The organism is Mycolicibacterium parafortuitum, assembly GCF_002086815.1.
Lineage (GTDB): Bacteria > Actinomycetota > Actinomycetes > Mycobacteriales > Mycobacteriaceae > Mycobacterium > Mycobacterium parafortuitum.
The window spans coordinates 20000-44096 of sequence record NZ_MVID01000028.1; the positions used below are offsets into that span (position 1 = coordinate 20000).

General features: G+C 66.6%; 16 protein-coding genes. 4 read left to right on the plus strand and 12 right to left on the minus strand.

The window, feature by feature from the left end; genetic code table 11:
* A complete protein-coding gene (locus BST38_RS23735; RefSeq protein WP_083145947.1) occupies positions 1-537 on the minus strand; it encodes a hypothetical protein in 537 nt (178 codons plus the stop codon).
* A 162-nt stretch (positions 538-699) separates the two neighbouring features.
* On the opposite strand from BST38_RS23735, the gene BST38_RS23740 reads away from it, so the two are divergent.
* Genes BST38_RS23740 through purU form a run of 3 tightly spaced genes read left to right on the plus strand, consistent with a single transcriptional unit; the run spans position 700 to position 4342 of the window.
* On the plus strand, positions 700-1746 hold the full coding sequence (locus BST38_RS23740) for a class I SAM-dependent methyltransferase (protein WP_083145948.1): 1047 nt from the start codon (positions 700-702) through the stop codon (positions 1744-1746).
* A gap of 6 nt (positions 1747-1752) precedes the next feature.
* A complete protein-coding gene (locus BST38_RS23745) occupies positions 1753-3450 on the plus strand; it encodes a glycosyltransferase (RefSeq protein ID WP_083145949.1) in 1698 nt (565 codons plus the stop codon).
* Between the two features lie 4 nt (positions 3451-3454).
* On the plus strand, positions 3455-4342 hold the full coding sequence (gene purU / locus BST38_RS23750; protein ID WP_083145995.1) for a formyltetrahydrofolate deformylase: 888 nt from the start codon (positions 3455-3457) through the stop codon (positions 4340-4342).
* A gap of 105 nt (positions 4343-4447) precedes the next feature.
* Here purU and BST38_RS29455 read toward each other — a convergent pair whose 3' ends face one another.
* On the minus strand, positions 4448-6625 hold the full coding sequence (locus BST38_RS29455) for a PGRS repeat-containing protein (RefSeq protein WP_113971684.1): 2178 nt from the start codon (positions 6623-6625) through the stop codon (positions 4448-4450).
* Between the two features lie 769 nt (positions 6626-7394).
* Here BST38_RS29455 and BST38_RS23765 point away from each other — a divergent pair.
* A complete protein-coding gene (locus tag BST38_RS23765) occupies positions 7395-8237 on the plus strand; it encodes an FkbM family methyltransferase (RefSeq protein WP_083145950.1) in 843 nt (280 codons plus the stop codon).
* A 1-nt stretch (position 8238) separates the two neighbouring features.
* Here BST38_RS23765 and BST38_RS23770 read toward each other — a convergent pair whose 3' ends face one another.
* The 10 genes from BST38_RS23770 to BST38_RS23815 form a co-directional block, all read right to left on the minus strand.
* On the minus strand, positions 8239-8994 hold the full coding sequence (locus BST38_RS23770) for a deoxyribonuclease IV (protein ID WP_083145951.1): 756 nt from the start codon (positions 8992-8994) through the stop codon (positions 8239-8241).
* A gap of 21 nt (positions 8995-9015) precedes the next feature.
* The gene (locus BST38_RS23775; protein ID WP_083145952.1) at positions 9016-9921 is read right to left on the minus strand and encodes a phytanoyl-CoA dioxygenase family protein; all 906 of its coding nucleotides are present in this window, start codon (positions 9919-9921) and stop codon (positions 9016-9018) included.
* Between the two features lie 132 nt (positions 9922-10053).
* On the minus strand, positions 10054-11016 hold the full coding sequence (locus tag BST38_RS23780) for a calcium/sodium antiporter (protein ID WP_083145953.1): 963 nt from the start codon (positions 11014-11016) through the stop codon (positions 10054-10056).
* A 60-nt stretch (positions 11017-11076) separates the two neighbouring features.
* Positions 11077-15027 (minus strand): DNA-directed RNA polymerase subunit beta', encoded by a 3951-nt coding sequence (locus tag BST38_RS23785; RefSeq protein WP_083145954.1) that lies wholly within the window; start codon positions 15025-15027, stop codon positions 11077-11079.
* A 39-nt stretch (positions 15028-15066) separates the two neighbouring features.
* Entirely contained in the window at positions 15067-18570 is a 3504-nt protein-coding gene (rpoB, locus tag BST38_RS23790) for a DNA-directed RNA polymerase subunit beta (protein ID WP_083145955.1), read from the minus strand.
* A 274-nt stretch (positions 18571-18844) separates the two neighbouring features.
* Positions 18845-20548, minus strand: a complete 1704-nt coding sequence (locus BST38_RS23795; protein WP_083145956.1) for a hypothetical protein — start codon at positions 20546-20548, stop codon at positions 18845-18847.
* A 154-nt stretch (positions 20549-20702) separates the two neighbouring features.
* Positions 20703-21749 carry an ABC transporter ATP-binding protein gene (locus tag BST38_RS23800; RefSeq protein WP_083145957.1) on the minus strand — a complete coding sequence of 349 codons (1047 nt, stop codon included), beginning with the start codon at positions 21747-21749 and terminating at the stop codon, positions 20703-20705.
* A gap of 181 nt (positions 21750-21930) precedes the next feature.
* Positions 21931-22323 (minus strand): 50S ribosomal protein L7/L12, encoded by a 393-nt coding sequence (gene rplL, locus BST38_RS23805; RefSeq protein WP_083145958.1) that lies wholly within the window; start codon positions 22321-22323, stop codon positions 21931-21933.
* A gap of 36 nt (positions 22324-22359) precedes the next feature.
* Positions 22360-22893, minus strand: coding sequence for a 50S ribosomal protein L10 (gene rplJ / locus BST38_RS23810; protein ID WP_083145959.1), 534 nt, complete (start codon positions 22891-22893; stop codon positions 22360-22362).
* Positions 22894-23184: 291 nt separating this feature from the next.
* Positions 23185-24090 carry an ROK family protein gene (locus BST38_RS23815; protein ID WP_083145996.1) on the minus strand — a complete coding sequence of 302 codons (906 nt, stop codon included), beginning with the start codon at positions 24088-24090 and terminating at the stop codon, positions 23185-23187.
* Positions 24091-24097 lie beyond the last annotated feature (7 nt).

Below are 24097 nucleotides of genomic sequence, written 5' to 3' on the forward strand. Positions count from 1 at the left end.
TTATCGGCAGATGTTGGCCAGATCCTTCTGGGCCGCCTCAGCGTCGCGCATCCGGCCGGACTGCAGTTCGTCGTCGTTGGTCGCGCCGGCCAGCGCGTTCACACCGATGAGTTGCAGTGTCGTACCGAACTTGCGGGCCGCTTCGGCGAGCTCCTGCGGGGTGTCGTCGCTGATCTGCCCGAGCAGGTACTCGCCACCGCCGAGCATTGCTAGCCTCGCGTTGGCCGCGACCGCTTCGACCGCCGCCGGTTCCGGGCCCAGATTCGCGTTGGTCTGAAGCTGCACACCCATCGACACGGCGTGGGCGGCGGTGCAGACGCGCTCTTTCGCGTCGCCGGTCAGGGGCGCTCCGGCGGCCGACACCGACTGCTGCTCCGGAATGCTGAGCAGTGCCCACACGGCGAGCCCGACCGCAATCAGCGCAACCAGCAACGCGATTGGGGTAAGCGGGGAAGCCGTACGGGTGACCTTCTGAGGCGTACGCGACACCTTCAGTTCGTCATGGGTATCGGATGTCTGCGCTCTGTGATCGGTCACGACGCGAATGGTAGAGCCATGACCGCGACGGCACGCCGGTACGGCTGAATTGACGGCAGATCGACGACCTGGCCGTCACGTCGACTTTTTATCCCTTTGCAAAGGCTCCGTTGTGTATCCTCAGCCGGCGGGGGCTTTTTCATTCTTACTGGGGGTATTCACATGTCGATCGACACGGCCTACATGCGCGATGCGCTGACGCGGAGACTACTGCGCCGCGGGGTCTCTGGCGGGACGATCACTTTGCCGGCGGTACCGGCCATGGTCGACGAATATGTTTCCATGTGCAACAAGATTTTTGCCGCACTGGGACGCAAGTTCAACAACGACGAGCTCGCTCACCTGCGCACGTTGCTCGCCAAAGAGCTGGCTAATGCATTCGACGGATCGAACCGGTCCAACATCATCATCACCTACGACGCGCCGGTCGGAACGGTGCTGAACTACCACATTCAGCCGCAGTGGACTTCGCTCGCGGACGCCTACGACAATTGGGTCGCCACCCGCAAACCGCCGCTGTTCGGCACCCATCCCGACGCGAGGGTCACGGCGCTGTCCGCCCAGATTGCCGATCCCTCGACGGCCCGAGTGCTCGACATCGGTGCCGGAACCGGACGAAATGCACTGGCGCTGGCCCGTGCCGGCCATCCGGTCGACGCGGTCGAGCTGACACCGAAATTCGCCGAGATCCTCCGCGAGGACGCCTACAAGCAGCTGCTGAACGTGCGGGTCATCGACCGAGACATCTTCGAGACGCTCGACGACCTACAGAAGGATTACCAGCTGATCGTCCTGTCGGAGGTCACCCCGGATTTCCGCAGCCCCGACCAGATCCGTGCTGTCTTCGAGCTGGCCGCCGAATGCCTCGCTCCGGGTGGACAACTGGTGTTCAACGTCTTCATGCCGAAGCCGTTCTACATGTCCGACGACGCGGTGAACGCGCTGGCACAGTCGGCGCGAGAACTGGCCCAACAGTTGTATGCCGCGATCTTCACCGGCGAGGAGATCGACACCGCATCCGCGGGGCTGCCGCTGCGACTGATGACCAACGACTCGGTCTACGACTTCGAGAAGGAGAACCTCCCGGCTGGTGCGTGGCCGCACACCGGTTGGTATGCAGACTGGGTCAGTGGCCGGGATGTATTCGACCTGCCGCGTGAGCAGTGCCCTGTCGAGATGCGTTGGCTGGTCTACCAGAAGACGGCGTAGCCTTTCATGTCTGACCGCCGGCCCACGATCTGCCTGAACATGATCGTGCGCAACGAAGCACACGTCGTCCACGAAGTCCTCGATTCGGTCGCCCCGTACATCTCCTCGTGGGTGATCGTCGACACCGGTTCGAATGACGGCACCCAGGACAAGATCCGGAACCACATGGCGGCTCTGGGCATTCCCGGCGAGCTACATGAGCGCCCGTGGCGGAACTTCGGCCACAACAGGTCCGAAGCGCTCGAGCTCGCTCGCGCTCGCGCCGACTACATCTGGGTGATGGACGCCGATGACATCGTGGTCGGCACACCGGACTTCGGCGACTTGACCGCGGACGTCTATCAGCTTCACTACGGCCCTGGAGTCTTCTACTGGCGGCGGCAACTCTTCCGCGACGGTATGCCGTGGCGCTACGTCGGCGTGCTGCACGAGTACGCCGACTGCGACGCGCCTTTCAATGAGCTACGGCTCGACGGGGACTACTACATCGAGTCACGCCGCCTGGGCGGGCGGAATCTCGATCCGGAGAAGTACGCACGCGACGCCGAAATCCTGTTGGCTGAGGTGAACCGCAATCCCGAGGACGCACGGTCGGTGTTCTACCTCGCCCAGAGCTATTTCGACTACGGCGATGTCGAGAGCGCACGCCATTGGTATTCGCGCCGGGCCGAGATGACCGGCTACGACGAAGAGACGTACTACTCCCTTGCCCGTGTGGCGGAATGCATGCTGCGACTCGGCGAGCCCTGGCCGGAGGTACAGGATGCCTACCTGCGCGCGTGGGAGTACCGGCCGACGCGGGCCGAGCCGCTCTATTCGATTGCAAGTTGGTACCGAGGCCAACAGCGATACCAGCTGGGGTATCTCTTCGCCAAGCGTGCGGCCGCCATCCCTGTTCCAGAGGCCGACGCGCTGTTCGTCGCCACCAATGTGTATACCTGGCGCGCGGCCGACGAGCTTGCCGTCTGCGGTTCGTGGGTCGGCGAGCACGAGGAGTCCTTTGCCCTCTGCCGAACAATGCTCGCGCGCGACGACATCCCCGAGGAGGACCGCCAACGGATCGCCGGAAATCGGGACGTTTCAGTGCCGGCACTGGTGGACAATTTCGTCACCTATCCCGAGAACCGGATCTCAGAACTGGGTTCTGCCCCGTTCGGCGCGGATGTCACTGTCACAGTCGTGGCCGGGCCAGACCGCAGCGCGGTCGAGCGCACACTGAACTCGTTCATACGGTGCGCCTCGGACATTTCACGGATCACACGGATTCTTGTCGCCGATATGGGGTTGTGGCCAGAAGACAGGTCCGCGTTACGTGAACTCTACCCGGCCATTGAGTTCCGACCGGTCCCGCCGGGCGCACGTCCGATGCAGATTCGCTCCGAGGTGTCGACGCGATACTGGCTGTATCTGGGTATGGGTTACCGGTTCTTCGCCGCGGACGACTACATCAGGCGACTCAGCTCGATCCTCGATGCCGAACCCGACGTGCAGCAGGTCGGTATCAACTTCCGCGACGCCAGCAAGCCTGAAGGAGCTGTCGCCGCGCTGGATTCCGTGCGCCGCAGCGAAGGAACCGGCCGCTATGTGCTGGCGGAGTCGCCGGTGGAAGGCCCCGCGATGTTCGACTGCGCGCGGTGGCCAGGCCCTCAGACTCCCCGGAGCGCCGCGACATTGGACGAAGTCCTCTGCGTCCTGCAAGGCTGAGGTGATGTCGGAACACACTGGTTCGGTCCTGCACGGACCGAAAGACATCGGCCGGCTGCTGCTGCGGTGCGCCGACCGGCCCGGACTCGTCGCGGCCGTCAGCACCTTCCTCGCCGACGTCGGCGCCAACATCGTGTCCCTCGACCAGCACTCCACTGAGCGCACCGGTGGAACGTTCATGCAGCGCACAATCTTTCACCTTCCTGGCCTCAGCGCAGCCCGCGACAACCTGGAACGCGACTTCACCGAGCGTGTCGCCGATCCATTCGAGATGCATTTCCGTCTCACCGAGGCGGCGAAGCCGAAACGTGTCGCGATCATGGCCTCGAAGGAAGACCACTGCCTGCTCGATCTGTTGTGGCGCAACCGCCGTGGGGAATTGGATATGTCGGTGGTGATGGTCATCGCGAATCATCCCGACCTGGCCGATGCGGTCCGCCCGTTCGGGGTTCCGTTCCTTCATGTGCCGGCGCGCAAGGACATCCGTGACGAGGCCGAACGGCGGCAACTCGATCTGCTGCGTGGCAATGTCGACCTGGTGGTCCTCGCCCGCTACATGCAGATCCTGACGCCGGGATTCATCGAGGAGGTGGGCTGCCCGATGATCAACATTCACCACTCGTTCCTGCCGGCCTTCATCGGCGCGTCACCGTACCGGCGGGCCAAGGAGCGCGGCGTCAAACTCGTCGGTGCGACAGCGCATTACGTCACAGACGATTTGGACGAGGGCCCGATCATCGAACAGGACGTGGTGCGGGTCGACCACCGGCACAGCGTCGATGATCTGGTCAGGCTGGGGGCCGACGTCGAGCGCGCCGTTCTGTCGCGAGCGGTGTTGTGGCACTGCGAGGACCGTGTGATCCGGCACGGCAACCAGACCATCTGCCTCTAACCTCGATTCGCCGACGACTCGCCGGCTTTTCCGCGTGTATCGCGCGCCTCACAAGGGGAAGGCCCCCCTCCCGAAGGAGGGGGGCCAACCCGATCGGTTGTCGGACTAATCGTCGGTCGAGCCGCCGCTGCCGCCGGCACCGCCGGCACCACCGCCGCCGCCGGACCCGCCGGACCCACCGGACCCGCCGGACCCGCCGCTCGAGCCTGAAGCGCCACCGCCTGAGGCACCTGCCGAACCGGCCCCGCCGGACTTGCCGGAGCTACCGGCGCTTCCGGTCTTGCCTCCGGCACCGGACGCACCGGTCGCGCCGGTCGCGCCCGCCTTACCGTCGGCGCCGGTCGCACCGACCGCGCCCGTGGCGCCCACGGTGGTCCCTGCCTTACCGGTCGCACCGGTAATGCCCTGAGCTCCGGTTGCACCCTTGGCGCCTGTCGCACCCTTGGCGCCGCTTGCACCCGCAGCACCGCTGGCGCCTGTCGCACCCGCCTTACCGTCGGTGCCGGAGCCTCCGACCGAACCGAGGATGCCGCCGCTGCCAGCGGATCCGGCCTTGCCGCCGGCGCCGCCTGCACCACCGGCGCTACCACCGGGGCCGCCCTTGCCGCCTTCGCCGCCTTCGCCGCCTGCGCCGCCGTCACCGCCGAGGCCACCGGGGCCGCCGTCACCACCGGGGCCGGGATCGCCGCCCTCGCCGCCGACACCGCCGGTGCCACCTGCGCCGCCCGGGCCACCTTCGCCACCGGGTCCACCGGTGCCACCCGCACCTGCAGCGCCACCCGTGCCGCCCGTGCCGCCCGTGCCGCCCGTGCCGCCCGTGCCGCCCGTGCCGCCCTGGCCGCCTGGGCCCTGCGCGCCAACACCGAGGTCGCCGACGCCACCCGGGCCGCCAACGCCACCGGTACCACCCGTGCCACCCGTGCCGCCAACGCCACCGGCGCCGCCGGTGCCGCCCGTGCCACCCGTGCCACCCGTGCCACCCGTGCCACCGGTACCGCCGGCGCCACCCGTGCCACCCGTGCCACCCGTGCCACCCGTGCCGCCCGTGCCACCGACGCCACCGGTACCGCCGGTGGCGCCGTTTCCGCCCGTGCCGCCCGTGCCGCCCGTGCCACCCGTGCCACCCGTGCCACCCGTGCCACCCGTGCCACCAGCGCCGCCGTTACCGCCGTTGCCGCCGTTGCCGGCATTACCGCCCCTACCGAACAGGCCGCCGCTGCCACCGTTTCCACCGTTGCCGGCATTGCCGCCGGTGCCGCCGGTGCCGCCGATGCTCGTCGAGTCGCCACCCTTGCCGCCGGTGGTACCCGGAGTGCCGGTGCCGCCCTGGCCACCGGACAGACCCGTGAGGCCCTTCAGACCTGTAAGGCCTTTGAGCCCGGTATTGCCGGTCGCGCCATCACCGCCCTGACCTCCGGCGGTGCCGGCCCCACCGCTGGCGCCCGCGCCGCCGGTGGCACCAGTGCCGCCGACTTCACCGGCCCCACCGGCTTCACCGGCTCCACCGACACCACCGATGCCGCCGATACCGCCGGTACCACCCACGCCGGTGCCGCCCGCGGCCCCTGGCTGACCCGTCTGGCCGACTTCGCCTTCTGCGCCTGCCTTGCCGGCTGCGCCTGTGGCCCCTGCGTCGCCGGCCTTGCCCGCTTCGCCGGCCTTACCGGCGTCGCCGGCCTTGCCTGTTTCGCCCACGGTGCCCGGATCAGCCGCATCCGGGTAGTCCGGCAGGTCCGGGAGTCCGGTCTGAGGCCCAACCTTGCCGAAGGCGTTCGCGCCCTGATCGCCGATTCCGCCGGCGCCGCCGATCGACCCTGCCTGACCCGGGGTACCGATGGCGCCGATCGCGCCGGTGGCGCCGTTGCCACCGTTACCGCCGTTGCCGCCACGACCGAACAGGGCGAACGTGCCGGCGTTACCACCGTGGCCGCCGTCCGCACCGAGCCCGCCGTTACCACCGTTGCCGCCGTTGCCGCTGAAGAGGCCGCCGTTGCCGCCGCTACCACCGGCGACACCAGCGACCGTGCTGTTCCAGCCGTTGCCGCCGTTGCCGAACAGGATGCCGCCGGCCTGGCCGTTCGGGTTGTCGGCGGTGCCGTCGGCGCCGTTGCAGATCAGGCCGCAGGCGCGGCTGTAGTCGACCGCGTTGGCCAGTGCGTTGGTGGTCGGGGTCGCCCCGCCACCGAGGTTGAGCAGGTACCAGGGATCGGCCGAGTCCGTCGACGTCAACTGAATGGCGGCGGTCACGGGACCCGGGCCCCCTGGAGGCGCCAGGAACATCATCCCGGCGGCCAACATGCCCGCACCGGCGAGGCCGGTGGTGATTACTGGGCGGACCACACTCTTGGTACCGCCAGACTTTTGCTTACGTCGATTGGACAAGGCGAACAACCCCCTACTGAGAAACCCGATCGGTGCCTGCAGGAGCGCAGACGCTGGGAAATTAGCATTGGGAAATGCCTGCTAGAAGGTTTTCAGACCGGTCAATCCGGGAGCTTTTGCATAGGCAAAAAGATTGCCTCCGCCAGTTTGTGCATATGCAAATATTTTCTCCTGCGTAAGTTTGCTAGGTCGCCTCTGCATCCGTAGAGAACGGGCAGGTCACAAGCTATGGACAACCGGAGGGCGGCGTGCATTGTCTGGACAACCCCCACTCCCGGACGCCCCCGTTTGACAGAGTGTCAAGAAGTTCCGGATGGGCAAATTCGTTTGGCGTTGCGAACCGGCGCTGAGCCGCCCTTCTCGCACACGTTCCTTCGGATGCCCGGCCGTGACCGCAGGCGCGCCCCGTTTCCGCCGAAATCCCCCGTGCGACAACGCTGTCCATAATCCGAAACGACGTCAGCCGTTTGGATGACGATAGCGAACAGCAAACGCAGGAATACTTCATGCAAGGTTGCCTACCGGCCGTGAGTCACCCTGGAACGTCCAGGAAACGAACCGTGGTGAAGCATGATTCCGCGCGCTTTCTGCGCGGCGCGATAGATTCGTCGCGCACCGCCACCGTTCTGCATCACCGCATGAAGGCGAATCCCACAATGAGCACCACACAATGAGCACTGCGTTCCGCGATCTCTTGTCACCCGAGCGGCTCACCGACGTGGTCGACATCGGCGCCAACCCGATCGACGGTCAGCCCCCGTACCTGCCGATGTTGACCGCCGGACTGTGCCGGGTGACCGGCTTCGAACCCCAACCGGACGCGCTGCGAGTCCTCCAGGACAAGAAGGGTCCCTACGAGCGCTATCTCCCGCACGCGGTCGGTGACGGAGACCAACACACGCTCAACATCTGCCGCGGCTCAGGGATGACCAGCCTGTTCGAACCCGACCCGGCCACCCTTGCGCTGTTCGACGTGCTCCAGCCCTACGCCGAGGTGCTCGACCGGGTGCCGCTGGACACCCGCCGTCTCGACGACATCGACGAGATCGAGCACCTGGACTACCTCAAGATCGACATCCAGGGCGGCGAGCTCGCGGTGTTCAGCAGCGGCAGCGGCAAGCTCGCCGAGGCCGTCACGATCCAGACCGAGGTCTCCTTCGTGCCGCTGTACAAGGACCAACCGACGATGGGTGACATCGACGTCGAACTGCGCCGCCAGGGCTTCATCCCGCACTGCTTCGCCGCCATCAAACGGTGGCCCATCGCGCCGTATGTCGTCAACGACGATCCCCGGTGGGCGCTCAACCAGCTCCTGGAGGCCGACATCGTCTATGTACGAGACTTCTCCAGGCCGGACTCGTTGAGCGATGAGCAGCTCAAGCATCTCGCGCTCATCGCCCACCACTGCTATGGCTCGTTCGATCTGGCGACGCGGTGCGTACTGCTGCTCGAAGAGCGCGGAGCCCTGGAACCCGGTGCCCGGCAACGGTTTTCACAGATCCTGGCCGGCTGACTCAGCGGCCGAGATGTTCGCGCAGGAACGCGATGTCGTCCTTGCGCCCCTCGTCGGACGTCTCGCAGATGACCGGTGCGCCGGCGGCCTCGACCACGGCGACCAGCAGCTGCGGATCGATCTGTCCGGTGCCGAAATTGGCGTGCCGGTCCGCACCTGAGCCCGCCGCGTCCCGGGAGTCGTTGCAGTGCACCAGGTCGATGCGCCCGGTGATGCCCTTGATCCGTTCGACGGAGTCGATCAGCGCCTCCCCCGCGGCCCAGGCATGGCAGGTGTCCAGGCAGAAGCCGATGCCGGTGTCGCCGATGTGGTCCCACAACCGGGCGATCGTGTCGAAATGCCGGGCCATCGCATGGTCGCCGCCCGCGGTGTTCTCCAGGTAGACCGGGACATCGGTGTTCAAGCTGGCGAGAGCTTTCACCCAGCGTTCGAAGCCGGCGTCCATGTCGTTGTCGTCGGCGTGGCCGCCGTGCACGATGACCGCGGTGGCGCCGATCGCCGACGCGGCATCGCAGGTGTCCTGCAGGATCTTGCGGGACGGGATGCGCACCCGGTTGTTGGCCGATGCGACGTTGATCAGATACGGCGCGTGCACGTAGATCGGCAGCGACGACGCTTTGAGTACCTCCGCGTCGTCGCGCGGCGGCGGCTTCTTCCAGCTCTGCGGATTGCCGAGGAAGAACTGCACCACGTCGGCGCCGTCTGCCTCCGCCGCGGCCAGGGGATCGTCGCCGTGGACATGCGAACCAATGAGCACGCCGTCGAGTCTAGGCGGGACTCAGAGGGTCATCGACAGGGTGACCGTCGGCCGCGGCATGAAGCTGTCGAACAACGTCGTCGCGATCGCCGCGACATCATCGGACAGCGGGTACATATGCCGGTACTGCAGCACCTGCTTGCCGATCAGGCCGAGACGCTCAGTGAACGTCGGCATCCGGCCCGGGTCGAGCAGCGGGTTGTTGAACGGCGCGCGGTCGCCGCGCTGGAACTCGAACGCGGCGCTGATCCGCGGTGCGGTACCCAGGCGGCTGCCCCGGCTCCCCCAGTGCAGGACCGCCTGGTTCCACGCGAGCAGGCTGCCCGCGGCGGCAGGCAGCGCACGGATGTCCTGCGGGTTGAGCACGACGTTGTTGCCGTCACCGTCCCAGCGACGCTCCATGAATCGCGGGTCATGGTGCGCCGGAAGCACATACATGCATCCGTTGAGCGGCGTCGCGTCGGTGAACGGAAGCCAGACGGTCAGCGTATGCGGGGAGTTGTCGGGCTCAAGCGTCGGCTGCACACGGTCGCGGTGCGGCCCCCAGCCGGCGGCGTTCTCGTTGGGCTGCACGTACCAGACCCAGAAGTCGGGCAGCGCCCGATAGTCCTCACCGAGCACCGTGGTCAGGAACGCCGCCAGACCCTGGAACGCCAGCCACAGCTCGTCGTAGACGAACGCGAACGGCAACGGGATCCCGCGCTGCGCCAGCGTCGTCACCGCCTGGCTGATCGGGGCGGTGCTGAGCTCGGAGAACGCATCCGGGACCTGGATGTAGCCCTCGCGCTTCAGGATCGACATCAGCGCGTCGGTGTCGCCGACGGCCGCGGGTCTCGCCGCGCCGCCGCCGTCGATCGTCATGTGCGAGCAGAGTCCGTGCCAGAACTCGCGCCGCTGCACCTCATCTGCGGAAAATGCGCTGAACATCCCGATACGGTATCGCAATCCATTTGCTGGGGGGGCGACCTTTGCAGCAGCGAGCAGGCACCTCCGCAGCGGTGCTCGCAGTTCAGCGTTACTTGCGAATGCAACCAACTCTAAGCCGAAACGTTTGCCAGCCTAACTCTGGGTGGTCAGCACGAACACCAGATACGACAGGTAGGCGCCGACCATGAAGGTGCCCTCGGCACGGCTCACCCGCCGCCCCGACAGGAAGATCGGGATGCACAGTGCCGCAACGGCGACCATGATCGGGATGTCGACCCGGACCAGGCTGTCCGGCAGCGCGAGACCGTTCGCGGGCACCAGACAGGTGACGCCGAGGATCAGCACGATGTTGTAGATGCTGCTGCCGATCAGGTTCCCGATCGCGATGTCACGGTCTCCCCGGATGGTGGACACCACCGTCGTCACCAACTCCGGCGCCGACGTCCCGATCGCGACCACGGTCAGCCCGATCAACGCGTCGCCGACCCCGAACCCGCGCGCCAGTCCCACCGCGCCGTCGACGAGCCACTCGGCCCCGATGACCACCACCGCGATCCCACCGACGGTCATCACGACGTGCAACCAGGTGCGCGACGGCTCGGGAGCGGAGAACTCATCGGCGAATTCCGCGGCGATCTGCCGTGATTCGCGTCGCGCCGTCCAGAGCACGCCGGCGGTATAGACGACCGCACACGCGACCAGGATCGCTCCGTCCGTCCGGGACAGCACGCCGTCGACAGACAACAACCACATCAGCAGCGCCGCCAGCGCCATGAAGGGCAGCTCGAACCGGATCGTCCGCATCTGCAGAGCGAGCGGCACGAGCACCGCGCTCAGCCCGAGGATCAGCAGGATGTTGACGATGTTGGTGCCGGCGATGTTTCCGACCGCCAGAGCGCCGCTGCCCTCGGCCGCCGACACGACGCCGATCGCCAGTTCGGGCATGCTCGTGCCGATCGACACGAAGGTCAGCCCGATGACGATCGGGCTGACCCCCAACCGCGCCGCGAGCTGGGAACCACCGCGGACCATCACCTCGGCACCGACGACCAGCGCTGCCAGTCCTGCCAGGAACCACAGCGCATTCGTCATCATCGAGGTCAGACTACGAAAAAGCCCCCGGGACCGAAGTCCCAGGGGCAGTTTCGTTTCGACTTACCGGTAGTCGGAGTAGCCGTAATCGTCCAGCGGCACCGCAGCGCCGGTGGCCTGGCCGAAGTCCGGGCTGTAGTACTGATCCTCGTAGGACGGGATCGTGTACGCCGCGGCGCGGGCCTCTTCGGTCGGCTGAACCTGGATGTTGCGGTACCGGTTGATGCCGGTACCGGCCGGGATCAGCTTGCCGATGATCACGTTCTCCTTCAGACCCTGCAGCTTGTCGCTGCGGCAGTTGATTGCCGCATCGGTCAGCACGCGGGTGGTCTCCTGGAACGACGCCGCCGACAGCCACGAATCGGTGGCCAGCGACGCCTTCGTGATACCCATCAGCACCGGGCGGCCCGCCGCGGGCTCGCCGCCCTCGGCGACGACCCGACGGTTCTCGGTCTCGAACTCGCCGCGCTCGGTCAGCGAGCCGGGCAGGAACTCCGTCGCACCCGAATCGATGATCGTGACGCGACGCAGCATCTGCCGGACGATGACCTCGATGTGCTTGTCGTGGATCGACACACCCTGGGCGCGGTAGACCTCCTGGACCTCCTTGACGAGGTGGATCTGCACCTCGCGGGGACCCTGGATGCGCAGCACCTCGTGCGGGTCGGCCGAGCCTTCCAGCAGCTGCTGTCCGACCTCGACGTGGTCGCCGTCGGTCAGCAGACGCTCCGAGCCGTCCTCGTGCTTGAACACCTTCAGGCGCTGACGACGCGAGAGCTTGTCGTACACGACCTCCTCGCCGCCGTCGTCGGGAACGATGGTGATCTTGTAGAACTTGTCGCTCTCCTCCAGCCGGACCCGGCCGGACACGTCGGCGATCGGGGCACGGTTCCGCGGAACACGCGCCTCGAACAACTCCTGCACGCGGGGCAGACCACCGACGATGTCGGCACCGCCGGTCACACCACCCTGGTGGAAGGTACGCATGGTCAGCTGCGTGCCGGGCTCACCGATGGACTGGGCGGCGACGATGCCGACGGCCTCGCCGATGTCGACCAGCTTGCCGGTGGCCATCGAACGGCCGTAGCACATCGCGCACACGCCGGTACCGGTGCCGCAGGTCAGCACGGAGCGGACCTTGACCTCGGTGATGCCGGCGGCCAACAGCGCATCGATCGCCGGGTCGCCGAGATCGTGTCCACGCTCGACGACAACGTTGCCGTCGGCGTCGACCGCGTCGGTGGCCAACGTCCGCGCGTAGGCGGAGGTCTCGATGTGCTGATCGCGCACCAAGGCATCACCCTGCAGCTCGGCCAGCGTGACGGTGATGCCGCGCTCGGTCTCACAGTCGGTCTCGCGGACGATGACGTCCTGCGACACGTCGACCAGACGACGGGTCAGGTAGCCCGAGTCGGCGGTACGAAGCGCCGTGTCGGCCAGACCCTTACGAGCACCGTGGGTGTTGATGAAGTACTCCAGCACCGTCAGGCCCTCGCGGAACGAGGACTTGATCGGACGCGGGATGAACTCACCCTTCGGGTTGGTCACCAGACCCTTCATGCCCGCGAGCGTGCGGGTCTGGGTGAAGTTACCCGTGGCGCCGGACTTCACGATCGTGATGATCGGGTTGTCGGCCGGGTAGTGAGCCTCCAGCGCCTTACCGACCTCTTCGGTCGCGTCCTGCCAGATCTTCACCAGCGCTTCGTTGCGCTCGTCCTTGTTGAGCTTGCCGCGCTGGTACTGCTTCTCGATGCTGTCGGCTTCGCTCTCGTAGCGCTCGAGGATCTCCTGCTTCTGCGGGGGAACCAGCACGTCGGCCATCGACACGGTGACACCCGAACGGGTGGCCCAGTAGAAGCCGGCGTCCTTGAGCTTGTCGACGGTCTGCGCGACGACGATCATCGGGTAGCGCTCGGCCAGATCGTTGATGATCCGGGCCTGCACCTTCTTGTGCATCTGCTCGTTGACGAACGGATAGCCCTTGGGCAGCAGTTCGTTGAACAGCACACGGCCCAGCGTGGTCTCGGCGGTCCAGGCGTCGCCCGGGTTCCAGCCGTCCGGGAACCGCTCGGCCTCGATGTCGGCGGGCGGACGCTGGTTGGTCAGCCGCACCTTGATCTTGGCCCGCACACTCAGCGCGCCGCGGTCCATCGCCATGATGGCCTCGGCCGGGCTGCTGTACACACCCGTCTCCGCCTGATCCTTGCCGGCAGGAGCGAATTCGCCCTTGTCGCCGTCGATCTCGGTGGTCAGGAAGTACAGACCGGTGACCATGTCCAGACGCGGCATGGCCAGCGGGCGGCCCGACGCCGGCGACAGGATGTTGTTCGAGGACAGCATCAGGATGCGGGCCTCGGCCTGCGCCTCCGCCGACAGCGGAAGGTGCACGGCCATCTGGTCGCCGTCGAAGTCGGCGTTGAACGCCTCACACACCAGCGGGTGCAGCTGGATGGCCTTGCCCTCCACCAGCTGCGGCTCGAAGGCCTGGATTCCGAGGCGGTGCAGCGTGGGTGCGCGGTTCAGCAGCACCGGGTGCTCGGCGATGACCTCTTCGAGGACATCCCACACCTGGGGACGCTGACGTTCGACCATCCGCTTGGCGCTCTTGATGTTCTGCGCGTGGTTCAGGTCGACCAGACGCTTCATCACGAACGGCTTGAACAGCTCGAGAGCCATCAGCTTCGGCAGACCGCACTGGTGCAGCTTCAGCTGCGGGCCTACGACAATAACGGAGCGACCGGAATAATCGACGCGCTTGCCGAGCAGGTTCTGACGGAACCGGCCCTGCTTGCCCTTGAGCAGATCCGACAGCGACTTGAGCGGACGGTTACCCGGCCCGGTGACCGGGCGGCCGCGGCGGCCGTTGTCGAACAGCGCGTCCACCGACTCCTGAAGCATGCGCTTCTCGTTGTTGACGATGATCTCGGGGGCGCCGAGGTCGATCAGTCGCTTGAGGCGGTTGTTGCGGTTGATGACGCGGCGGTACAGGTCGTTCAGATCGGAGGTCGCGAAGCGGCCACCGTCGAGCTGAACCATCGGGCGCAGCTCCGGCGGGATCACCGGAACGGCGTCGAGGACCATGCCCATCGGCGAGTTCCGGTTGGTCTGGAACGCCGCGACGACCTTGAGTCGCTTGAGCGCACGCAGCTTCTTCTGGCCCTTGCCGTTCTTGATCGTGTCGCGCAGCGAGTCGGCCTCGGCGTCGATGTCGAAGGTCTCGATGAGCTTCTTGATCGACTCGGCACCCATGGCGCCCTCGAAGTACTCGCCGTAGCGGTCCTGCAGCTCGCGGTAGAGCATCTCGTCGACGATCAGCTGCTTGGGAGCGAGCTTGGTGAACGTCGTCCAGATCTCGTCGAGCCGGTCCAGCTCGCGCTGGGCCCGGTCACGCAGCTGCCGCATCTCGCGCTCGCCGCCGTCGCGGACCTTGCGCTTGACGTCGGACTTGGCGCCCTCTTCCTCGAGCTCCTTCATGTCGGCTTCGAGCTTCTGGGCCCGGGCCTCCAGGTCGGCGTCGCGCTGATCCTCGATCGCCTTGCGCTCGACGGCCATCTCGGCCTCCAGCGTGGAGAGCTCGTTGTGGCGCATCTCGTCGTCGACGGAGGTGATCACGTAGGCCGCGAAGTAGATGATCTTCTCGAGATCCTTCGGCGCCAGGTCGAGCAGGTAGCCCAACCGGGACGGCACGCCCTTGAAGTACCAGATGTGCGTGACGGGTGCGGCCAGTTCGATATGGCCCATCCGCTCACGGCGCACCTTGGCGCGAGTCACCTCGACGCCGCAGCGCTCACAGATGATGCCCTTGAACCGGACACGCTTGTACTTGCCGCAGTAGCACTCCCAGTCGCGAGTCGGTCCGAAGATCTTCTCGCAGAACAGGCCGTCCTTCTCGGGCTTGAGCGTGCGGTAGTTGATGGTCTCCGGCTTCTTGACCTCACCGAAGGACCAGTTGCGGATGTCGTCCGCGGTCGCGAGACCGATGCGGAGTTCATCGAAGAAGTTGACGTCGAGCACGTAACTCCCTTTCCCCTTGCGGGTGTTGAAACTTAACTATCAGGCCAGGTCTTCGACAGATGCGGATTCGTTGCGGGACAGGTTGATTCCGAGGTTGGCAGCGGCACGCTCCAGGTCCTCGTCGTCACCGTCACGCATTTCGATCGCCGCACCGTCCGAAGACAGGACCTCGACGTTGAGGCACAGCGACTGCAGTTCCTTGAGAAGCACCTTGAACGACTCCGGGATGCCCGGCTCGGGGATGTTCTCGCCCTTGACGATGGCCTCGTAGACCTTCACGCGACCGACCGTGTCGTCGGACTTGATGGTGAGCAGCTCCTGCAGCGTGTACGCCGCGCCGTAGGCCTGCATGGCCCAGCACTCCATCTCGCCGAATCGCTGACCACCGAACTGCGCCTTACCACCGAGCGGCTGCTGGGTGATCATCGAGTACGGACCGGTCGAGCGGGCGTGGATCTTGTCGTCCACCAGGTGGTGCAGCTTCAGGATGTACATGTAGCCGACCGTCACCGGGTACGGGAACGGTTCACCACTGCGGCCGTCGAACAACGTCGCCTTGCCGTCGGCGTTGACCATGACCTCACCGTCGCGGTTCGGCAGGGTCGAGCCGAGCAGGCCGGCGAGTTCGCCTTCCTGCGCACCGTCGAACACGGGGGTCGCGACCGTGCTGTTCGACGGAGCCGCGTACAGCTCCTCGGGCAGCTTGGACGCCCAGTCCGGTACACCGGCGGCGACGTCGATGTTCCAGCCCGCCTTGGCCACCCACCCGAGGTGGGTCTCCAGGATCTGGCCGATGTTCATACGACGCGGCACACCGTGGGTGTTCAGGATGATGTCCACCGGGGTGCCGTCAGGCAGGAACGGCATGTCCTCGACGGGCAGGATCTTGCCGATGACGCCCTTGTTGCCGTGGCGTCCGGCGAGCTTGTCGCCGTCGGAGATCTTGCGCTTCTGGGCCACGTAGACGCGGACCAACTCGTTGACACCGGCCGGCAGCTCGTCGTCGTCCTCACGGGAGAACACGCGGATGCCGATGACCTTGCCGGACTCACCGTGAGGCACCTTCAGCGACGTGTCGCGGACCTCGCGGGCCTTCTCACCGAAGATGGCGCGCAGCAGGCGCTCCTCGGGGGTCAGCTCGGTCTCGCCCTTCGGGGTGACCTTGCCGACCAGGATGTCGCCGTCGCGGACCTCGGCGCCGATGCGGATGATGCCGCGCTCGTCGAGATCGGCCAGCACCTCATCGGAGACGTTCGGGATGTCCCGGGTGATCTCCTCGGCGCCCAGCTTGGTGTCGCGGGCATCGATCTCGTGCTCTTCGATGTGAATCGAGGTGAGCACGTCCTCTTCAACCAGACGGTTGGAGAGGATGATCGCGTCCTCGTAGTTGTGGCCTTCCCACGGCATGATCGCCACGAGCAGGTTCTTGCCGAGCGCCATCTCACCGTTCTCGGTGCACGGGCCGTCGGCGAGGACCTGGCCGGCCTCGACACGCTGGCCGGCGTCCACGATCGGACGCTGGTTGGCGCAGGTGCCGTGGTTGGAGCGGGCGAACTTGCGCATCCGGTAGGTGTGCCGGGTGCCGTCGTCGGCCATCACGGTGATGTAGTCGGCCGAGACCTCTTCGACCACACCGGCCTTCTCGGTGACGACCACGTCGCCGGCGTCGATCGCGGCACGCAACTCCATGCCGGTGCCGACGAGCGGGGCCTCGCTGCGGACCAGCGGGACCGCCTGACGCTGCATGTTCGCACCCATCAGGGCGCGGTTCGCGTCGTCGTGCTCGAGGAACGGGATCATCGCCGTCGCGACCGACACCATCTGGCGCGGCGAGACGTCCATGTAGTCGACCTCGGAGGCCGAGACGAACTCGACCTCGCCACCCTTACGGCGGACCAGGATCTTCGCCTCGGTGAACCGATTGTCGGCGTCGATCGGCGAGTTGGCCTGCGCCACGACGTGGCGGTCCTCCTCGTCGGCGGTCAGGTACTCGATCTCATCCGTGACCACACCGTCGATGACCTTGCGGTACGGCGTCTCGATGAAGCCGAACGGGTTGACCCGGGCATACACCGACAGCGAGCCGATCAGGCCGATGTTCGGACCCTCAGGGGTCTCGATCGGGCACATCCGGCCGTAGTGGCTGGAGTGCACGTCGCGGACCTCCAGGCCGGCGCGCTCACGGGACAGACCGCCGGGGCCCAGCGCCGACAGACGGCGCTTGTGGGTCAGACCCGACAGCGGGTTGTTCTGGTCCATGAACTGCGACAGCTGGCTGGTGCCGAAGAACTCCTTGATCGCCGCCACGACGGGACGGATGTTGATCAGGGTCTGCGGCGTGATCGCCTCGACGTCCTGGGTGGTCATGCGCTCACGCACGACGCGCTCCATACGCGACAGGCCGACCCGGATCTGGTTCTGGATCAGCTCGCCGACGGTACGCAGGCGGCGGTTGCCGAAGTGGTCGATATCGTCCACCTCGACGGGAACCTCGACCCCGCCGGGCGCGGTCATGACCGTGTCGCCCTGGTGCAGACGCACCAGGTACTCGATGGTCGCGACGACGTCCTCTTCGGTCAGCGTCGAGCTGGTGATCGGCTGGCCGGCGTTGAGGCCGAGCTTCTTGTTGACCTTGTAGCGGCCGACGCGAGCCAGGTCGTAGCGCTTCTCCTTGAAGAACAGGTTCTCCAGCAGGGTCTGCGCGGACTCCTTGGTCGGCGGCTCGCCCGGGCGCAGCTTCCGGTAGATGTCCAGCAGCGCCTCGTCGGTGCCGGCGGTGTTGTCCTTCTCCAGCGTGCTCATCATGATCTCGGAGAAGCCGAAGCGCTCCGTGATCTGCTCGTTGGTCCAGCCGAGCGCCTTGAGCAGCACGGTGACGGGCTGGCGGCGCTTGCGGTCGATGCGGACGCCGACGGTGTCGCGCTTGTCGACGTCGAACTCCAGCCATGCACCGCGGCCGGGGATCACCTTGACGCTGTGCAGCGTCTTCTCGGTGGACTTGTCGATGGTCTCGTCGAAGTACACACCGGGCGAACGGACGAGCTGGCTCACGACGACGCGCTCGGTGCCGTTGATGATGAAGGTGCCCTTTTCGGTCATCATCGGGAAGTCGCCCATGAAGACCGTCTGGCTCTTGATCTCGCCGGTGTTGTTGTTGATGAACTCGGCCGTGACGAACAGCGGAGCCGCGTACGTCATGTCCTTGTCTTTGCACTCGTCAACCGGCGCCTTGACCTCGTCGAAGCGCGGATCGGAGAACGACAGCGACATCGAGCCGGAGAAGTCCTCGATCGGCGACAGCTCTTCGAGAACCTCCTGCAGCCCACCCTTGGGGTCAACGTCCCCGCGGTCGACCGCGCGCTGGAACCAATCCTCGGAACCGATCAGCCATTCGAACGACTCGGTCTGAACGTCGAGAAGCCCCGGAACCTCAAGAGGCTCACGGAGCTTGGCGAAGGAAATTCGATTTGGTGCTCCGGGAACGGAGTTGTTAGTGGTTGACTCGATCTGGCGGGACCCTGCCAAGATGCATCCTTCCAGCACCTCACGCGACTCTGCCGGAAGCCATTCGGGATCCGCTTCGTCGCTTATCTGCGTCGGTTCGGCTGGCTTTGGCCAGCCACCCGGACGCACGGCACACGACTAGATCGCTGAGCAGGACTCAGAGACGATCAGGCGGTTGATGCGGATGAGGATGGGCAGGGCGCAGCCAGCGCAACGTCCAACGATAGCGCAAGACGGCGCATTCCTCAACCTTGGAGGCAGCCCTGTGTGCCAGGGAACCGTGGGCGCTGGCTGGCGTCCGCTTTCATCACTGTCACCCGTGCACACATTGCTGGCCAATAGATTGGCCCGCTTTCGCCCTTCCGTCAAGAGATAGGAGCGTGTCTCGCGCAGAAAATGCGGACTTTTCTGTGAGCAAATCGACGGTTTGACCGGTGCAGGTGGCGAAGTCGATCCCGAACAGGATCTTGGCCCCGAAGGTGAACACCCAGTCGATCAGCGTCGGGCGGGTGACCGGCACCGGAAGCACGTAGGCGCTCGCGGTCCCTTTGCTGGTCTCGATCCGCAGCGTCTCATCCGGCTGGCCGTAGAACCCGGACGCGGCCGTGCCGGTGAACATGTCGTCGAGCCAGCCGGCGCTGATCATCTCGGCGGCCCTGGCGTTCGCGGGCTTCGGCCACCCGGTGACGAGATTCATCGAGGCCTGCACGAGTGGGTTGCCGCCGGTCATCGCGTCGCCGTGCGAGCTGTCGGTCAGCATCACGCCGTTGAAGCCGTCCGGCCGCCAGGTCTGCAGCGCGGTGTTGGTCGTCCCGGACAGGTTCCAGTAGTAGGCCCGCGCGGCGAGGTTGTAGATCGGGAAGTCGCGCGGCAGCTTGGCCAGCGCGTCGGGGGTGACGGCGCCGAATCCGACACCGTCGAGCATCACCACTCCGGCGAGCCGGTCGAAGGAGCCGTTGGCGGTCATGTGCCCGGCCGCGCCGGCGGACAGGCCGCCGCCTGCGGAGTGCCCGATCAGTGCGACCTTCTCGACGCCGTCGAGCAGGGTCGCGCTGTAGCCCGCGGCGAGCGCACTGCGCGCGAGCGCGCCGTTGCCGTCGACGAACAGGTCGGCGACGGCCTTGTGCATCGGGTCGCCGCCGACCCAGCATCCGTCGCAGGCCAGGAAGTTCGACGTCAGCGTGGTCGCGACGACGATGCTGTGGGTGGCTTCGGCCAGCCGGGCGGCGGTGTAGCTGTAGAACGGCCCGGTCGCCATGAACCCGTGCTGGAAGTAGATCAGCCGGGTCGGGGTGACGCCTTCGGGCACATACCAGTCGGCGGGCACCTGGTAGCCGTCTCCGCAATCGATCAGCAGCTTCGAGCTTCGGACGGTGACGGTGCTGTTGGCCGGCAGGATCGCCGGTCCGCCGAGCACGCGGATCGCGACCGAGTAGATGTTGAAGATCACCGTGCCGATGACGCTGAGCAGCGTCTGGCGGCGCGGGGCGGCGAGCGCCTCGTAGGGGACGGAAACGGAGGGGACGGACACAGAGGGGACGGCCACGGCCGCGACGACGGGGTGGGCGAGGACGGGTTCGGGCGCCGCGGTGGGCACGGTGTCGGGGGTGGGCTGGACCTCGGTCTCGGCGGCCGTTTCCTCGGCGGCCGTTTCCTCGGCTGCCGCTTCCTCGACCGCGTCGACTTCCGGGGCGTCCTCGTCCGCTACCGCATCAGCAGGGTCCGAGTCGGCGGTGTCGGTGTCGGTGTCTGCGTCTGCGTCCGCGTCTGCGTCTGCGTCTGCGTCTGCGTCGACTGTGTCTTCGGCGGGCGCTTCAGCGGTGCTGTCGTCGGTCCTGGTGGCACGCGGGTTGTCCGGCTTCGACGGTGTGTCGGCAGACCGGGTCTCCCCCGCCGACGTCGGCGCGCCGGCGTCGTCGGACGAAGCAAGGGCCACACCGGCACCCGCCAGCATCGCGGCCGAAACCCCGGCCGTGACCATCCCGGCACCCACCCACACCGACCACCGGTCGTGCATCACAGACCCTTTCGCCGAAACCTGGCAAACGGTATCTCAGCAGCGGAGCACCCGGGACCGATCGCCGGAATCGACCCTAAAGACGACTGTGGGGCCTATGCACGCGAATCCGGTGAATCACGTACATAGGCCCCACAGTCGAAGTCGAGCTAACTCAGCGCTCCTCGCTGACCGGAATGCGGCCGGTCGGCGTCTCGTCGTCGTGGCGCACCGAGCGGTTGCTGGTCCCATCGAGGTCAGCGCGGATCGCTTCCTGCGCGGCCGGCGGCAGCGTGTGCATGATCTCGCGCACGCGGGCCTGACGGCGGGCGACGGCCTTGCGCTCGGGCATCCCGGGCGTGGCCGCGACCTGCGGCGGCACACCCTCGATCTCCTCGGTGCCGCCGTCGTGGTGGCCGGCGTCGACCATGGCCTGTTCCTCGGCCATCGTCGACTCGTCCTTCTCCTCGGACATACCGATCGGGCCGATGCGGCGGCCGTTGAGGAACTGCTTGACGACCGGCTCGTCGGAGGTCAGCAGCACCTCACGGGGGCCGAACATGACCAGGTGCTTGCGGAACAGCATGCCCATGTTGTCGGGCACGGTGCGGGCGATGTTGATGTTGTGCGTGACGATCAGGATCGTGCAGTCGATCTGCGCGTTGATGTCGATCAGCAGCTGTGACAGGTAGGCGGTACGGACCGGGTCCAGACCGGAGTCGGGCTCGTCGCAGAGGATGATCTGCGGATCGAGCACCAGCGAGCGGGCCAGACCGGCGCGCTTGCGCATACCGCCGGAGATCTCGCCGGGGAACTTCGTCTCGTCTCCACCCAGACCGACCAGGTCGAGCTTCTCCATGACGATCTTGCGGATCTCGGATTCCTTCTTCTTCGTGTGCTCACGAAGCGGGAACGCCGTGTTGTCGTAGAGGTTCATCGAGCCGAACAGCGCGCCGTCCTGGAACATGACGCCGAACAGCGTGCGGATCTCGTAGAGCTCCTTGGCCGAGCACTCGATGATGTTGGTGCCGTCGACGATGATCTTGCCGCGCTCGGGGCGCAGCAGACCGATCAGCGACTTCAGGAACACGGACTTGCCGGTACCGGACGGCCCCAGCAGAACGCTCACCTCACCTGCAGGAAGATCGAAGGTGACGTCCTCCCAGATTCGCTGGGACCCGAAGGACTTGGTCAGTCCCTCAACTTGAATACCGATGCCCACGCGATTCCTTCCGCTGGTGCCGAACAGTCATCACCACACGCATCCCGCCTGTGGCTTGAGTCACTGTAACCTACTCCCCTTCGGCCCCACACTCGGTCCGCCGGAAACGACTGTGGGGCCGGTCTGTTTGCCAGACCAGCCCCACAGCTGACGTGCCGGTTGGTACCGGCGTCGATACGTCTTACTTGACGGTCACCGAAGCGCCGGCGGCCTCGAGCTTGGCCTTGGCGTCCTCGGCGGCTTCCTTGTTGACCTTCTCCAGCAGCGGCTTGGGGGCGCTGTCGACGAGGTCCTTGGCTTCCTTGAGACCCAGGCCGGCGACGATCTCGCGGACGACCTTGATGACGCCGATCTTCTTGTCGCCGGCGCCTTCGAGGATGACGTCGAACTCCGACTGCTCCTCGGCGGCCTCGGCAGCGCCACCACCGGCGGCGGGGCCGGCAGCGGCCACGGCGACCGGAGCGGCCGCGGTGACGTCGAAGGTCTCCTCGAACTGCTTCACGAACTCAGAGAGCTCGAGCAGGGTCATTTCCTTGAACGCGTCGAGCAGTTCGTCGGTGGACAACTTGGCCATGGTGATTCCTTATCTGTTTTCGGGTTGGTGGTCTGGTTACGCGGCGTCGGAGTTTTCCGAAGCCTTCTTTTCCTGCAGAGCTGCGGCCAGGCGGGCAACCTGGGACGCGGGCGCAACGAACAGCGCCGCGGCCTGGGACTGCTTTGCCTTGAGTGCGCCGGCCAACTTGGACAGCAGCACCTCGCGCGATTCGAGATCGGCGATCTTGTCGACCTCGGACACGGACAGCGCCTTGCCGTCCATGTAGCCGCCCTTGACGACGAGCGCCTTGTTCTCCTTGGCGAACTTCTTCAGCGCCTTGGCGGCGTCGACCGGCTCACCCTCGATGAACGCGATGGCGGTCGGGCCGGTGAAGAGCTCGTCGAGCCCCTCGATGCCCGCTTCCGCCGCGGCACGCTTCACCAGGGTGTTCTTGGCGACGGTGTAGGTCGTGGACGAACCCAGCGACCTGCGCAGCTCGGCAAGATGGGACACCGTCAGGCCGCGGTACTCGGTGACGACGGTGGCCGTCGCCTCCTTGAACTTCTCGGCGATGTCGGCGACCGCGGTGGCCTTGTCAGCCTTGGCCATGCTTGCCTCCTCGTGATGGTTGGATGCCCACCAACCGACGCTCGCGAGGGGCCGGAAAACACGAACGCCCCGACACAGAAAGGTCGGGGCGCACTTCTCTCTAAGTACTGAGCACATCATCTGTGCTGGCCTCGTCCTCCTGCGTGGGCCGCCGGGATCTGATGAGCCGCTTGCGCGAAGAACAACAGATGTATCCGGACCTTCAACCGATACGAGTGCTCATCGCGCGAGCGCTCATCGGTGACCGACGGTCTTCGGTGAACCGAGCAAGAATAGCCTGCCGCACCCCGGTCAGCCAAAACGCGGCATCACCAAGGCCGCGGCACCGACCAACCCGGCGTCCCCGCCGAGCTCGGCGGGGACCACCTGGAGCCCGGCCAGGAAGTCGAGGCCGGCGTACGTCGCCAGCGCCGCGCGCAGCGGATCGAACAGCAGCGCCCCGGCTTTGGCGACGCCGCCCCCGATCACGACGAGGTCGAGGTCGCAGACCGCCGCGACCGACGCGATCATCCGCGCGATCGCATCGGCCCCGTGGCCGAACGCCCGCAGCGCGACCTCGTCGCCGCGGCCGGCGGCGTCGGCGAGTTCCCGGGCGTCGGCGCCGCGCCAGCCGTGCGCCCGCGCCCACGCGGCGATGTGCGGTCCCGAGGCGACGGTCTCCACGCAGCCGCGGCCACCGCAGGTGCACGGGGCACCGCCGGGTTCGACGACGACGTGGCCGACGTGGCCGGCGTTGCCGGTCCTGCCGTGAAACGGTTCGCCGTCGAGGATCAGCCCGCCCCCGATCCCGGTCGACACGACGATCCCGAGCAGGAACGGCGCCCCTCGGCCCGCGCCGCGCCACCACTCCCCCAGCGCCATGCACAGGCCGTCGCCGCCGAGGCGCACCGGCAGCCCGGTGGCGGCCGCGACCCGTTCGACGATCGGGAAGCGCTGCCACGCGGTGATGTTGATCGGGCTCACGGTGCCCCCGGGTACGTCGACCGGCCCGGCCGACCCGATCCCGACGGCGGTGACCTGCGCGTCGGCCGTCGACAACGTGTCCGACAGCAGTGCCGCGACGGCGTCCCACACCGCGTCTGCGTCGCCGGTCGGGGTCGGGGTCTGCGCGCGGTGGACCAGGGTGCCGTCGGCGTCGACGAGTCCCGCGGCGAGCTTGGTGCCGCCGATGTCGAGGGCCAGGGTCACATCACTCATCATCAGT